General features: G+C 32.4%; 15 protein-coding genes and 1 other annotated feature. Of the genes, 4 read left to right on the forward strand and 11 right to left on the reverse strand.

Annotation, left to right across the window (positions count from 1 at the left end):
* Positions 1-62: 62 nt before the first annotated feature.
* The 5 genes from rplL to C8E03_RS11470 all read right to left on the reverse strand — a co-directional run bounded on the left by rplL (position 63) and on the right by C8E03_RS11470 (position 6,301).
* The gene (gene rplL, locus C8E03_RS11450) at positions 63-437 is read right to left on the reverse strand and encodes a 50S ribosomal protein L7/L12 (RefSeq protein WP_110291111.1); all 375 of its coding nucleotides are present in this window, start codon (positions 435-437) and stop codon (positions 63-65) included.
* Between the two features lie 45 nt (positions 438-482).
* A complete protein-coding gene (gene rplJ / locus C8E03_RS11455; RefSeq protein ID WP_110291112.1) occupies positions 483-977 on the reverse strand; it encodes a 50S ribosomal protein L10 in 495 nt (164 codons plus the stop codon).
* Between the two features lie 228 nt (positions 978-1,205).
* Positions 1,206-1,344: a sequence feature (ribosomal protein L10 leader region), on the reverse strand.
* A gap of 24 nt (positions 1,345-1,368) precedes the next feature.
* Positions 1,369-2,562 carry a hypothetical protein gene (locus tag C8E03_RS11460; RefSeq protein ID WP_110291113.1) on the reverse strand — a complete coding sequence of 398 codons (1,194 nt, stop codon included), beginning with the start codon at positions 2,560-2,562 and terminating at the stop codon, positions 1,369-1,371.
* Between the two features lie 2 nt (positions 2,563-2,564).
* Positions 2,565-3,755 (reverse strand): hypothetical protein, encoded by a 1,191-nt coding sequence (locus tag C8E03_RS11465; protein WP_110291114.1) that lies wholly within the window; start codon positions 3,753-3,755, stop codon positions 2,565-2,567.
* A 146-nt stretch (positions 3,756-3,901) separates the two neighbouring features.
* Positions 3,902-6,301 (reverse strand): hypothetical protein, encoded by a 2,400-nt coding sequence (locus C8E03_RS11470; RefSeq protein ID WP_110291115.1) that lies wholly within the window; start codon positions 6,299-6,301, stop codon positions 3,902-3,904.
* Between the two features lie 175 nt (positions 6,302-6,476).
* Between C8E03_RS11470 and C8E03_RS11475 the strand changes: the two genes are divergently transcribed.
* Together C8E03_RS11475 and C8E03_RS11480 are read left to right on the forward strand one after the other, a co-directional pair.
* Positions 6,477-8,066, forward strand: a complete 1,590-nt coding sequence (locus C8E03_RS11475; protein WP_110291116.1) for an ArnT family glycosyltransferase — start codon at positions 6,477-6,479, stop codon at positions 8,064-8,066.
* A 310-nt stretch (positions 8,067-8,376) separates the two neighbouring features.
* Positions 8,377-10,149, forward strand: coding sequence for a glycosyltransferase family 39 protein (locus C8E03_RS11480; protein WP_170122981.1), 1,773 nt, complete (start codon positions 8,377-8,379; stop codon positions 10,147-10,149).
* 97 nt (positions 10,150-10,246) lie between these two features.
* On the opposite strand, the gene rplA is transcribed toward C8E03_RS11480, so the two are convergent.
* The 5 genes from rplA to rpmG all read right to left on the reverse strand — a co-directional run bounded on the left by rplA (position 10,247) and on the right by rpmG (position 12,495).
* Positions 10,247-10,939, reverse strand: a complete 693-nt coding sequence (rplA, locus tag C8E03_RS11485; protein ID WP_094377603.1) for a 50S ribosomal protein L1 — start codon at positions 10,937-10,939, stop codon at positions 10,247-10,249.
* Positions 10,940-11,007: 68 nt separating this feature from the next.
* On the reverse strand, positions 11,008-11,433 hold the full coding sequence (gene rplK / locus C8E03_RS11490) for a 50S ribosomal protein L11 (RefSeq protein ID WP_094377602.1): 426 nt from the start codon (positions 11,431-11,433) through the stop codon (positions 11,008-11,010).
* A 104-nt stretch (positions 11,434-11,537) separates the two neighbouring features.
* The gene (gene nusG / locus C8E03_RS11495) at positions 11,538-12,053 is read right to left on the reverse strand and encodes a transcription termination/antitermination protein NusG (protein WP_094377601.1); all 516 of its coding nucleotides are present in this window, start codon (positions 12,051-12,053) and stop codon (positions 11,538-11,540) included.
* A 58-nt stretch (positions 12,054-12,111) separates the two neighbouring features.
* Positions 12,112-12,318, reverse strand: coding sequence for a preprotein translocase subunit SecE (gene secE, locus C8E03_RS11500; RefSeq protein WP_094377600.1), 207 nt, complete (start codon positions 12,316-12,318; stop codon positions 12,112-12,114).
* 27 nt (positions 12,319-12,345) lie between these two features.
* A complete protein-coding gene (gene rpmG, locus C8E03_RS11505) occupies positions 12,346-12,495 on the reverse strand; it encodes a 50S ribosomal protein L33 (protein WP_094377599.1) in 150 nt (49 codons plus the stop codon).
* 360 nt (positions 12,496-12,855) lie between these two features.
* Between rpmG and fliD the strand changes: the two genes are divergently transcribed.
* Positions 12,856-14,157 (forward strand): flagellar filament capping protein FliD, encoded by a 1,302-nt coding sequence (gene fliD / locus C8E03_RS11510; protein WP_170122982.1) that lies wholly within the window; start codon positions 12,856-12,858, stop codon positions 14,155-14,157.
* Positions 14,158-14,259: 102 nt separating this feature from the next.
* On the opposite strand, the gene C8E03_RS11515 is transcribed toward fliD, so the two are convergent.
* On the reverse strand, positions 14,260-14,637 hold the full coding sequence (locus C8E03_RS11515; RefSeq protein WP_094377597.1) for a hypothetical protein: 378 nt from the start codon (positions 14,635-14,637) through the stop codon (positions 14,260-14,262).
* A 370-nt stretch (positions 14,638-15,007) separates the two neighbouring features.
* Between C8E03_RS11515 and C8E03_RS11520 the strand changes: the two genes are divergently transcribed.
* Positions 15,008-15,199: a hypothetical protein gene (locus tag C8E03_RS11520; RefSeq protein WP_094377596.1), complete on the forward strand. Its 192-nt coding sequence runs from the start codon at positions 15,008-15,010 to the stop codon at positions 15,197-15,199.
* Positions 15,200-15,206 lie beyond the last annotated feature (7 nt).

Here is a 15,206-nt window from a genome sequence, read left to right on the forward strand (position 1 = left end):
CTATTTGATAGAACAAAAGACTCCCATTTTCCGGGAGTCTTTTGTATAATTGCTCTATCTTCTTATTTAAGAGTAACTTTCGCACCTTCAGCTTCAAGTTTTGCTTTGATTTCATCAGCTTCTGCTTTAGCAGCAGCTTCTTTAAGAACCTTAGGAGCTCCGTCAACTAATTCTTTAGCTTCTTTTAAGCCTAAACCAGTTGCTTCACGAACAACCTTGATTACTTTAACCTTGTTTGGTCCTACTTCTGTTAATTCAATATCAAACTCAGTTTTTTCTTCTGCTTCTGCTGCTGGACCTGCCGCTGCTGCAACTACAACACCTGCTGCTGCTGATACACCAAATTCTTCTTCACAAGCTTTTACTAATTCATTTAATTCTAATACTGATAATTCTTTAATTGCTTCAATCATTTCTGCTGTTGTTAATTTTGCCATTTTATTTACCTCCAATTATTTTCGTTAAATTTAATTTACCACTAACTACGCTTCTGCTTCTTTAGATTCTGCAATCTGTTTAATAACACGAGCAAAGTTCGTGATAGGTGACTGTATACTTCCAAGGAATTTCGAAAGAAGTTCTTCTCTTGATGGAATTGTTGCAATCTGATTCATCGCTGCTGAATCATAATAATTGTCTTCTACAATACCTGCTACAATTTCTAATGCCGGAGCTTCTTTTGCAAATTTTGCTAAAATTCTAGCTGGAGCAGTTGCATCTGTTTTTGAAATTGCAATCGCATTTGGTCCTTCTAAATGCTTATCCAAAGCTTCACAAGAAGTTCCTTGAAAAGCTAATCTCATCATAGTATTTTTACAAACCTTGTAAGTAACCCCTGCTTCTCTTAACTGTTTACGAAGTTTTGTATCCTGCTCAACAGAGATTCCACGATAGTTAACTAATACAACTGTCTGTGCGTCCTTAATACTTTCCGAAATCTGTTCTACGACTGGTTTTTTAAGTTCTACCTTTGCCATTAACCTTGCACCTCCTTATAATATTTGAGCTCTTAATTCTCTTCTCGGCAAATGGTTGCTCTGCCATCAGCCTGATGCATCGCTGCTAAAGTACATATTCCATAGGAAAGAACAGAGCGTCTGCTTGCAGACACTCTCGCGAGACACGTTTGTGAAGCAATTACTTCCTTATCTGTGTCTCTGCGATCCCCATGAGGGTTTATATACTAGGAAATTCATCAAAATTTCTAGTATATAAAAAAATCTCCTTGTTCGAAAACAAAGAGATTATATAATAAGTCAATGTAATTATATAAGCATCCTCGGTAGGCATTGTTATTTTACGCCTTACGGCACCTACTGTCTTCGGCAGTCAATTGCTTATATAGAATACCAACTGTTATTGAGTTTGTCAAGCACTTTCTTCACATTTTTGATTTTTTTCTACATATCGATAAACGCCCATTCCAATATCAAAGATTAAGAACAAAGTGGCAAAACTGTAAATAATAACAGGTACATTTACATATGCAGATAAAATAATAGAGTATGCACTAAACGAGATTAGTATCTGCAATAATGGAACATAAAATTTTTTAATATAGATAAAACCATAAATAACTGCTGTCACATCTGCTACATAGGCATATCTTTCATGCATGAAAGGCAAAAAGCACATGGATATCAGAACAAACAACAAAAATAGCTGTACTATAAATTCCTTTGATAGATTTACTCTGCTTCTTGCAACATAATACATTACTATCATCATAAAACCTAACGTAAGCCAAATAGCTGCTGACGAATATACCTCTAAAAAATCGGTTGTTCCAACAATTTGATAAATGTTCGGATATCCCAGGCTTAATTGCGGTGATTTATCCGCCTGAACAGCGTAAATTAAAATCAATTCCTTTAACGGTCTTCCCGCTATCCATGCTGGAAAAATACCAAAGAAATACATTAAGGGCATAAACAGGAAATGCTTTAAATCCACCTTTTTTAACGCCCACAGCACGATAAGTGCCGGAAATACAAAAAGTGACTGAAGCTTTAATGCAAATGCAATACCATAGAAAAGCATTCCCTTTGCAGGTCTATCATTCATAAGATGATAAATGGCACATAAAATGGCAGTAGTGTAGATTACATCACATTGTCCCCATAGGGCACTGTTATTTGCCACCGTTGGAGCAAGCATCATAATACTATAAATTCCAATCGCTTTCGTACGGTTCTTAGTAATATCATATATGATAACTCCACTCATAATCGACATAATAATATCAAATAGTACTGAAACCATTTTAATACTGTATAATAATTTCACCGGCAAATAGCTTAGCATCAATACAATAAATACATATGCTGGAGTATAATCGTAAAAATCACCAGATAACCCTTTAAATCCCCCCATTTCTTTCATTTTCGCTATCCATGGTTCCCAACTTGCAAAATAGTCCCATGTTTCATTGTCCCTCATGCAATATCTCATCATAAGTGTTACATATGTAATTCCAACAATAAGCAGAATATGCAAAAAGGTTAATTTCATTTTTCCTATTTTAAATTCTTTATGAAGTAAATTAATCAAATATTGATCCACTTCTACACCTCCTTATAGCTTATTGAATTGGCGTTTACATATTTGAATATATAAATTCCAAAGTCCAGAATTAAAAATAATAACATAAAAGAATAAATCCAAAATGGTGCCATTCTGTTATCTGATAAGCAGGATTGATATGCCCCATAAGAAACAAGAACATGTATTATCGGTATATATAGCTTTCTTATATTTACCAGTCCCACTATAATCGTTAAAATTCCGGCTATATAGCCATATCTCTCATGCATATATGGTAAAAAGTACACCGTAACCATAGAAATATATAAGAATATATCAATCATATGAGCCTTGCTGACATGATAAATTTTGTAAGCTAAATAAAACATAATGCACATTAAAATTCCAAGTGTAAACCACATAGCCGCTGGGCCATAATAATCATAATATGGCTCAATACCAATTAATTCATACAAGCCTGGCCAATTCATTTCAAGGTAAACCTGTTCTTTCGCTTGTACCATATAAATTCCAAGCGTTGCTGCAAAACTTTTTCCAGTAATAACAGCCGGAAGAAGGCTGATAAAATAAATAATTGGAATGCACAGAAAATGCCTGATTTTCACCTTTCCTTTTGCCCACAATATAATATATGCTGGCAGTATGAAGAGTGCCTGCATTTTAAAAGCAAATGCAATACCAAGAAGTATCATAGACAGTAACGACTTATCATTTAGTATACAATAAATTGATAATATCACAAAGAATGCATAAATTGCATCACATTGTCCCCACATGGAGCCATTTGCAACAATGGTAGGAAGTATCCATGCAGCCGCATAGGCAATCATAGTACGAAATTTGCTTTTTGTCAGATTAAATACAATTATTGCAACTGTAATTGCTATTAAAATATCAAAAATCACTGATACAAGTTTAATTCCAGTCAATGGATTTATTTTAGACAGCGCAATCAAATACAAAACTATCATATAGGGTGGATTGTAATTATAAAAGTCACCCTTTAAAGCACCAAACCCATTAGCTTTAAATTCATTAATCCATGGCTCCAAAAACACAGTGAAATCGCCAGTAACTACAGATTTAAGACTCATACGCATCATGAATCCACTAATGCTAATTCCAAGTAAAAAAATCATGTCTATTATCGTAAATTCTACAGATCCAATTTTATATTTCTTAAAAATCATATTTCTTAAAAATTTATCCATTCTAACCTCCATTACAATTTTAAATATTAAATGCTTCCTAATTTAACCAGAGCATTATTTCATTATAACATTTTTTAATTAATTGTAAATTCCATTATTTAACGAAAATGTAAAAAGAACTTTTTCTTTAAATTAGCAAAATTATTTTACTGGCTTGTAACAAGTTTGGATATTTGATTTTTTTTCACATATCGGCAAACATCTTTCCCTATATCAAAAACTAAATAAAGGGTAAGAAAGCTGTGTACAATAATTGGAACATTAATATATTCCGCCAGCACAAGTGAATATGCACTAAAAGAAATGAAAATTTGCAATATCGGAATGTAAAACTTTTCTTTTTTTGTAAAAGCAAACAGGACTGCTATTATATCAACTATATAGGCATAGCTTTCTTTCATAAATGGTAAAAAACATACCGAAATCAATAAAAATATCAAAAACAGTTGTACTACAAATTCTTTTGTCACATTGATTCTGCTTCCGCTGACATAAAACATAATCCCCATCATAATTCCAAGCGTAAGCCAAATTCCTGAGACAGAATAAACCTCTACAAAATCATTTGTTCCCAATATTTGATAAATATTCGGATAGGAAAGACTAAGCGTTGGCAATTTTGTTATTTTTAGAATTTCTGTCAGAACTAATTTTGAAAATGGAATACCTGAAATTATAGCAGGCAATATCCCAATGAAATACATCAATGGTATAAACAAAAAATGTTTTAAATTAATTTTCTTTAAAAGCCCTAAGACCATCAGCGCAGGAAACACAAATAAAGACTGCAGATTCATCATAAAAGCGATACCGTAAAAAAACATACCCTTAGCAGGCTTGCCCTTATTAATAAAATAAATAGTACAAAGTATAGCAACTGCACATACTACTTCAAATCTACTGCACATAGCGCTGTTAATTACCACCGTGGGGATAAACAGCATAATACTGTAGATTCCTATTGTCTTTGTGTTATTTTTAGTTATGTCATAAATAATTGCCCCACTCATAATTGCCATAATGAAATCAAATATAATCAAAATAGCCTTGACTGAATATAGTAATTTAACTGGCAGATAGCTTAATAAATAAAAGGCTATAATATAAATAGGGATATAATCGTTTAAGCTTTTTATAAAGTCATTCAAGCTATTTGCATCTTTCATTGCGGCAATTATTGGTGACCAATATTCATTAAATCCACTTTCCTGATAATCAATAAAACAAAATCTCATAACCAGACCAACAACCGAAACGCCCAAAATCAGCAAAAGATGTAAAAAAGTTACTTGCATTTTACCAAATCTGTATTCTTTATGAAGCAAGTCAATTAAACATTGATCAAATGTCTTTGACTCATTGCTTTGATATGCCAGCTTCTCTTTATTTATATCCTTAAATATATAAATCCCATAATCAATAATAATATAAAACAACATAAACGAATACACCCAAAAAGGTACTATTCTATGATCAGACAGCCACGCCTGATAAGCTCCATAAGAAGCTATCACATGCAGAACCGGTATATAAAGCTTCTTCGTATTAATTACTCCAACAATGATTGCTATTATTCCTCCAACGTAACCATATCTTTCGTGCATATGAGGAAGAAAATATAAAGCAACCATTGCTATATAAAAGAATGTATCTATCATTCTTCTTTTAGTCACTTCATAATTCTTATAGGCCAGATAAAACATAACACACATTAGTATTCCAACTACAAAGCACATTGCTGCAATGCCATAATGTTCATAAAAAGAGTCCACTCCAAAGATTTCGTATAGTCCCGGCCAGTTATAAGATAACTCACTTCCATCCTTTGTCTGACCCACGTATAAGCCTATCGTATCGAGAAAGCTTTTTCCCGCAAAAACGGCTGGCAACAGGCTGATAAAATACATGAGAGGGATGTTAAGAAAATGAATTAATTTAACCTTTCTTTTAGACCATAATATTAAAAATGCGGGCAAAATAAATAAGCTCTGCATTTTAAAGCCAAATGCAATACCATAAAAAATCATTGACTTACCTGGTTTTTCTTTCAATATATAGTAAATAGCCAACATAATAAAGGAGGTGTATATGGAATCACATTGCCCCCACATAGCTCCATTTGCTACTACGGTAGGCAGCATCCACGCCGCTCCAAATGCAATCATAGTATGTTGCTTGCTTTTTGTTATGTTCTTAACGATTGCAGCAACTGTAACTGCTATTATAATATCAAAAAAGCAGGATACTACCTTTATTCCAGTGAGTGGATTGACTTTCAGAACCGAAATGAAATACAAAATTACCATGTACGGTGGATTATAATTATAAAAATCTTCCTTCAAAGCACCAAATCCATTGATTTTTAACTCTCCTACCCACCGTTCCAGAAAATAGGAATAATCTACTGTAACCACTGATTTAAGACTAATACGCATCATAAAGCCGCTCAAAATAATTCCTGCCAAAAATATTAAATCAAGAATACGATATTCCATCCCTGCCAGCTTTATCTTCTTATATAAAAAGTTCCTTAGTTTCTTATCCATTCTATTTCTCCTTTGTAAAGCACTTGCCATATAATAAATTGAGCAACGTTCTAATTATATAATAATATCTCCTCATTTGTAAATCTTATATTTCCTATTTTTTACTTTTTAATTGTATTGTAAGATTTATTTATGATATGATACTCTATATTAAATTAATACAAGGAGATTTATTATGCATAAGTTAAAATATAATTCAAAACATAATTTTAAATTTAGCTATCTGATAACAAACTATAATTTATTACTAATTTTGGTTTTAATCATCGGGTTCGTAGTACGCTTATATCACCTTGGCTCTCTTCCTATCGGACTGAATCAAGACGAGGCCTATGCTGGTTACGAAGCCTATTCACTTTTAAATTACGGCATGGACTCTCACGGATATGTAAATCCTGTTTATTTTATTTCTTGGGGAAGTGGCATGAATGTATTATATAGCTATCTTACGATTCCTTTTTTATTATTAACAGGGAATCATCTTACTGTATTTGCCATTCGTCTGCCTCAGGCAGTTTTTTCATGTCTGGCCTTAATCGCTTTTTACTTTTTATTAAAAAAACTATTTTCTAACAAATGGAAAGCACTCTTGGGGCTTTTTGTATTCGCCGTTACGCCTTGGCATATCATGCTGTCTCATTGGGGTCTTGAATCCAATATTGCTCCATCTTTTTTACTATTTGGACTTTTATTTTGGATTATGGGTATGGAAAATTCCAAATTTTTTATATTATCTGCCCTCATGTACGGCTTGTCCCTTTATGCATATGCTCCTTTATGGATGGCTGTTCCTGTTATTTTGTTGCTTCAATTTTCATATAGTGTCTATTGCAAAAAATTCAAGTGGGATAAATTGTTTTTTCTTGCTGTTGTTCTGTTGTTTATTTTAGCATTGCCACTGATACTCTTCTTATTAATTAACAATGGATTTTTGCCCGAAATTAAAACGGGACTGATATCTATACCTAAATTGCTTGAGTATCGGGGTGGAGAAATTTCATTGAGCAATATCCAACTATCTGCTTATAATTTTTATAATTTACTTGCAACACAAAATGATAATTTAATTTGGAATTCTACCACTGAATTTGGCTTGTATTACAAATTCAGTATAGTTTTTATTGTAATTGGACTCTGTTCAATTTCAAAAACGGCCATTCGCAGTATAAAAGCCAAAAGCTATAATCCGCGCACCTTTATATTTTGCAATGTTTTGGTGAGCATTATTTTTGCTTTGCTAATCAGCAATATTAACGTTAACAAAATAAATATGATACATATTCCACTGCTTATATGCTGTGTGCAAGGTATAATTACAGCCTCCTCTTTCTTAAAAAGACCTATTTACTCTTATGTAATATTCGCCTATTTGGTATGTTTTATTGCATTTTTTTCTTTTTATAATACAATATATAATGTCTACATACAGGAACCATTTCAATATGGAGTAGAAGATTCTGTAAATGCTGCCCTATCCAGAACAACTTCCAAAATCTATATAAACAGTAATATATTTTATTCCAATGTGCTGTTTGCTACCAAAATACCTGTTACTGACTATTTAGCAACCGTAAAGTATAATCCTGAATTGTCTGTAGATTCTACACCGGTTTCTTTTGATAAATTTGTATTTGGATATAATGTTGAATTCTTGGATAATAATTATGTTTATATCATTAGTAATGACGATATCAGTTATTTTACTGAAAAAGGTTTTGTTATTGAAAGCTACGGCAACTATTCTGTTGCCTATTATGAAAATTAATGAAAGGATTTTTTACATGAGAAAAGATAAGATTAGACAAATACTATACTTGATATCTCTTTCAATATTAACATTACTCACCTGCACAATAATTTTTATGTCAATAAATTTAAATAATGCTGAATTTTTCAGTACCTTTTTATATGGCTATAAGGTTTTTTTCTGTATAATTTTTTGTGCTTGTTTTGTATTTATTATGTTATACATACTAAATAGTGCGTTTTCCAAATACCATCTGGATAGCAAAGTGATTTTTCCTTATTTCATACTATTTATTATTTTCTCACTTCAGGCTTTATTTGTTGTAAAAATGAAAGTCTCACTTAGATACGATACGTTAAAGGTATTTGATGAAGCGGTTGCACTATTAAACGGAGGTACCCTTTCCCCTGAATATTCTTCCGGATATTTTGCTAAATATCCTAACAATATACCAATTTGTATTGTTACCTGCCTGTTACTCAAGCTGCCTAAACTTTTCGGTATCGTTTCAAGTAACTATATGTTTTATGTACAATTAGTGAATGTATTATTGATGGATATATCTTTCTTATTTTCTTTTAAGTTGCTTTGCAAAATTAAAAATCAAAAATTGGGAATTATGTTTTTATTGCTTTTATTATTCAATCCATTAACCTATTGCATTGCACCATTCTATTACACACATACTTTCTCCATGGTGTTTTCTACTGGTGCCATCTACTTTTTTGTATGCTGCATCCAAGAAAACAATTGTTTGAGTAAACGCTTGTTTTATGCCTCCTTAACTGGTCTGCTTCTAAGTATAGGTTTTAAAATCAGAGCAACTGTTTTCATTGTGGCAATTGCTTTATTACTTTATTTAATACTTAATTTAAAGAATTTTAATAAGAAATCTTTTATTGCGCTGACCGCTTTTCTTGGAGCCGTAATAGTAGGCTTTTCAAGCTATTACTTAGTAGAGCAGCATTATGTAAAGTTCAATTATAACCAAACAGGGTATCCCGCATCGCATTGGATTATGCTTGGATTGCAGGGAACTGGTGGCTACAATGCTGCAGATGACGCTTATACCGAATGTTTTTCTACAAAAGCAGAAAAGACCAAGGCAACTGAGGGTGTTATTATCCAGCGTGTAAAGGCTATGGGACTTACCGGCCTACTTAAGCTTTGGCGTGATAAGCTCGAAATCACTTGGAGCGACGGTACGGATGACTTTATTGATAACATTAGTATGACGGCCGATTATAGTGCCAAAAACGATTATATCTCAGGAAGTAATAATGATATATTGGTTTCTTATTGTCATATATATTATTTTATGATACTTTTTCTAATGTTAATTAGTATTATTCGTGCCTTTATGGCGAAACCTGAGCATTACCTTTACATCGTATGTCTCAACTTATTAGGAGGTATCCTGTTTCATATTTTTTGGGAAGCCGGTGAGGTATACAGCATTTCCTTTACCTGTTCCATTTTTGTACTAGCTGCAAATGGTTTTGATCAATGCGTTACTTACTTAAGTTCCATAAAGAAAACTAAGTTTCATAGTGCCATCATAGCTTCTAGTACTATACTAACTATATTTTGCATTGCATATGTGGGAAGCAAACTGACAAGTATATCCTATACACATTATAACTATGCTATGAAGCAGGATTTGGCAGAACCAGACACGACACTTCCTCTGCTTGAGAATACCCTCTTTCAGACATTTAAAACCTCCCGTTCCTTTAATACAATAGGAGTTAAGGTACGTAATACTCTGGGAACAGATAATTGTTCTTCTTATAAATTTGAACTTTTAAATAGTAAAGATGAGGTTTTATATGTCGCTGATATCATAGGTGCATGGGCTTTTGATAAAGATTATTACCGAATAGAATTTGATAGAATAGTGCCAAATGATTGTGAGGAGTTTAAAATCAAAATTACTCCTAATATTGTAAGTGATGCTCATTTTTTAACATTCCAATCCTATGATACAGGAAATTATGACATATATCAAAATGGGGCTTTGTATATAAACGATGCGAAAACAAATTCCGATTTAACCTTTATAGTATTGGATAAAATAGAACAACCTTTTTGGGCTAACTAAAGCATACTAAATTTTAATAATATAGTATTTTTCTATATATAAAAACGGAAATTGCAGTTTTGCAATTTCCGTTTTTATTCTTATTCGCTGCTTATTTTTAAGCTAATTTAGCAACGTTTATTCTTACACCAGGTCCCATTGTAGCAGTAACAGTAACACTCTTTAGATACTGTCCCTTTACGGTACTTGGTTTTGCTTTTATAATTGCATCAAGAAGCGCGTGGAAGTTGTCCGCTAATTGTTCTTCTGTAAAAGAAGCTTTTCCGATTGGCACATGGATAATATTAGTTTTATCTAATCTATACTCAACTTTACCAGCTTTGATGTCGTTAACAGCTTTTGTTACATCCATAGTAACTGTACCAGCTTTTGGGTTTGGCATTAAGCCTTTTGGTCCAAGTACACGTCCTAATCGACCAACTACACCCATCATATCCGGAGTAGCAACTACAACGTCAAAATCAAACCATCCTTCGTTCTGAATCTTGGGGATTAATTCTTCTCCACCAACAAACTCTGCACCAGCAGCCTCTGCCTCAGCAACTTTATCGCCTTTTGCAAAAACTAAAACCTTTACAGACTTACCAGTTCCATGTGGCAATACAACTGCGCCACGAATTTGTTGATCGGCATGACGTCCATCACAGCCAGTTCTAATATGAGCTTCGATTGTTTCATCAAATTTAGCTCCAGCAGATTTTTTTACTACTGTTATTGCTTCTGCTGTTTCATAAAGATTTGCGCGGTCTACTAATTTAGCAGCCTCAACGTATCTTTTTCCTCTTTTCATTTAAATAACCTCCTAGTGGTATTATCGGGAGTTCACCCTCCCACAATTCTATTGTTAACAGTTTACAATTAGTCTTCTACAGTGATACCCATAGAACGAGCTGTTCCTTCAATCATACTCATTGCTGATTCAACGCTGGATGCATTCAAATCCGGCATCTTAAGCTCTGCAATTTTCTGAATCTCAGCCTTAGAAATCTTAGCAACTTTAGTTTTATTAGGAACACCTGATCCTGATTTAAGGTTACAAGCTTTCTTTAATAATACAGCAGCTGGAGGAGTCTTAGTTATAAAACTAAAGCTTCTGTCTGCATAAACAGTGATTACTACAGGAATAATTAAATCTCCCTGATCAGCTGTTCTTGCATTAAATTCTTTTGTAAACTGAACAATATTTACACCATGCTGTCCTAATGCCGGACCAACTGGTGGAGCTGGTGTAGCCTTCCCAGCAGGAATTTGTAATTTAATGTAACCTGATACTTTTTTTGCCATATCGGCACCTCCTAAAATCTTTTCAATTTTGCTTGCTAAATTCTGAGTTTAACATCACAATAATGAAAGTGTTGTGGTAATTGCGGGGGATTCCCTCCCACTTGTTACAATTTCTTCACCTCTGTGAAACTTATTTCTACTGGTGTTTCACGACCAAACAAATCAACATTGATTATAACAATTTGCTTATGAGGGTTCATAGCCTGAATAACGCCAACTGTATCTTTCCACACACCTCCAGTGACAACAATGCTGTCACCTTCTACAAAGTCTACAACCAAGTCTTCAGATTTGATTCCCAATGGTCTCATCTCAGCTTCAGTAAGGGGTACAGGCTTAGAACCCGGACCGACGAACCCTGTAACACCTCTGGTATTTCTAACAACATACCATGTGTCATCATTCATCACCATATTGATAAGTACATACCCTGGAAACAGCTTTTTTTGAACGTTTTTCTTAGCACCGTTCTTAAGCTCAACTACATCTTGCATAGGCACTCTAACTTCTAAAATCTGATCCTCAAGATGTCTGTTTTCAATTGTTTTTTCAATGTTGGCTTTTACTTTGTTTTCATAACCTGAATAGGTATGCACAACATACCAATTTGCTTCTGACATAAAATCACCTTTGCCTTAATAAGATTATTCTTTTCCTATTGATATTGACAATTCAATATTATTTTACAAGGAAATCAATACCGTATTTGATTACCGCATCAAGCATTGAAATAATCAAACCTAAAATAATTGATATAGCTACTACAGCCGTTGTCTGTTTTACAAGTGATTTTTGATCTGGCCAAATAATCTTATTGAATTCAGCTTTAAGGCCTTTGTACCAGCTTTTCTTTGGAGCATTTTCTACACTAACATTTTCTCCCATTCTATTCACTCCTTTAGCTAAATTAAACTATTTTGTTTCTTTGTGTAATGTGTGTGATTTACAGAACTTACAGTATTTCTTTGTTTCCATTCTGTCAGGATGAGCTTTTTTATCCTTTGTCATGTTGTAATTACGTTGTTTACACTCTGTACATGCCAATGTTATCTTTACGCGCACAACTTCCACCTCCGCTTATTAAAAAAATTTCACTGCTAATTTAAAGCACTGATTTTTAGGCATAAAAAAAAGACCTACTTCCATCGCTAGTCTAATATATCATAATAATACTATATCGTCAACTCTTTTTTGCTGTAAAACTACAAACTGATTAGTTATTTTAACATGTTATGTAATATTTTTCAAGCTTATTTTCCAAAATAAGTGATATAGTACTAAATACCAGCTGACAAGTTTAGCCAAATATATTATAATGTTTCTTATATAATGCGTATTTACATATTTTATTTATAACTCCCCTATAAATAAGTATAAGATATGCGTTATTTGCAACTGATAATAGCGAAAGGAGGCTTTCATATGCTTTATAATTTCTATAACTACTATCTAAATACAATTATGCCTAAAACAGCAAGCAGGTATGATACACATAATAAGAGTGAATTGAAAAATGTTTATAGCACAATTGTCAAGTTAAATAAAGAGTCTCCTCTTTATATGATAAATATGTCTGATGATTTACAAAATGATGTAATTGATATAAAGGAGCATGCACGTGAACTTAAAAATGTAATCACTTCTATATCCGAAAACGAAGACAACAATACTTCCAAAATGTTTAATGATAAAATTGTTACTTCCAGTAATGAAGATATTATTAGTGTAAATTATATTGGTACATCAGAGGATATTGATCATGCTCCATCCTTTAACATAGAGGTAGAAGAATTGGCTTCCCATCAAATTAACAAAGGTCGATTTATTTATTCAGACAATAGTAATTTATCAAGTGACACTTATTCTTTTAACATAAATATTGTAAACACAAATTATGAATTTCAATTTATTGTGAAAGATAATGAAAAAAACAGTGAGATATTGAATAAAGTATCAAATATGATCAATCGAGCAGATATAGGAATTTACTCTTCTTTGGAAACAGACTCAACAAAGGAAAAACAAAGAATTGTGCTTACCTCAACTGCTACAGGAACTGCTAACTTTAATGACATTATTTTCAGAATATCCGAATCTGATACCAATCATTCTAAAGGTTCAGTTCAATATATGGGTCTGGATTTAATCGCGCAAAAGCCAAGCGACTCTTATTTTACCATAAACGGCATTGCGCGTTCCTCATCATCAAATACTTTTACGGTAAATAAACTTTATGAATTGAGTCTTCATAGCACTACACCACCAGGTGAAAGCGTTAATATTAGTTTTAAAAATGATAATAAATCTATCTATCATAAAATTTCTGATTTTGTGGATTCCTATAATAATATGATTTGCTTGGCAAATGACACAAGTTCTTCTGTCAAGAAAAGTTCAAAACTTTTAGCAGATATCGGCAGCATAGCACAATGCTATAAAAGTGAATTGGAATCTATGGGAATTATGGTTAAAGATGATAGTTCATTAAAGATTGATGAATCCTTATTAACGCAGACAATCGATATGGAAGAGGCTGATTCAGGAACATTTGCTTCTTTTAGAAGCTTTCGAAATCCATTAAACATGAAAATCACTAATGTTTTGTTAAATCCCATGGACTATATTTCAAAAGTTGTTGTAACATACCCTAATACAAGTAATATGCAATCAAATGTCTATGTTACGTCTATGTACAGTGGTTTAATGTTTAATAATTACTGTTAATAAATTTAATCTTTTTAAAAATATTTTAATAAAAGGTGAATCAAGACCACTTGATTCACCTTTTATTAAAATATTAAAATAAATATATACTTTATAATTAGTTTAATTCATTTCTAATTGTGTAATTTCCATTGCTGTATTGGATACTAATTGAATAAATGGTATAATTCCAGTCTCTATCACTTTTGCTGTTTCCATATTATTTTCTTCTTTAATGGATTGATTCAAATTCACAATAACCTCATTCATCGCATCTTTTTTAATAATATCCTCTTTTTCATTAATTAGACTCTTTGTACCGTTCACTACCTGAATCACCCAATTAACACCTTTTAATATATAATTTAAATATTCCTTTGTATCTTCTTTCTGCGAGCCTCTAAGCTCTACTAACACTTCCTCTAATGCTGGAATAAGCTTCTTATTATAATCAAACACTGCCTTTAAAGCATCCAATTGTTGCTCTCTTAAATTTTCCATAATTGATTAACAGGCTAATCACTAGCCTCCTCCTTACTATATTTTATATATCGAGTGCCAATTGCAGATCTAATACATTTATTTCATAAGAGCCATGCAACTGCCATTATTCTATTTCTAATATCGACATATTTCTTATATATCTTAACGTTTTACTTATATTTTTTTTATTTTATTTAATAATTTATCGAAGAAATACCCATTTTATGGTATAATAGGAATAAAGTTTACCATTTTAACAAAAGAATTCTATCCATGTTTCATAAGAATTCAATTTTTGTGAAATTAAAAACCACAAAATGTTTTCAACATATTTGCTTTATAATAATGACTCAATATCTAGTTAGTTTTATATCTGAGAGGAGGAATTATGCTCAGAATATATATATGTACACAATGTGGTTCAACCAGAATAGTATCTAATAATCATGACAGCTCTTGTTTAGTCTGTAATAAACCAATGTCCCGTGCTCCAATCACCTATGAAAAATATATTGGTTTTGACCGTACTCAGCGAGAAGAATTTATAAAGAATTGGTTAAATAAATTAGAAGGTGAATAACAACAAC

This window comes from Lachnotalea glycerini (assembly GCF_003201285.1).
GTDB classification, from domain to species: domain Bacteria; phylum Bacillota; class Clostridia; order Lachnospirales; family Lachnospiraceae; genus Lachnotalea; species Lachnotalea glycerini.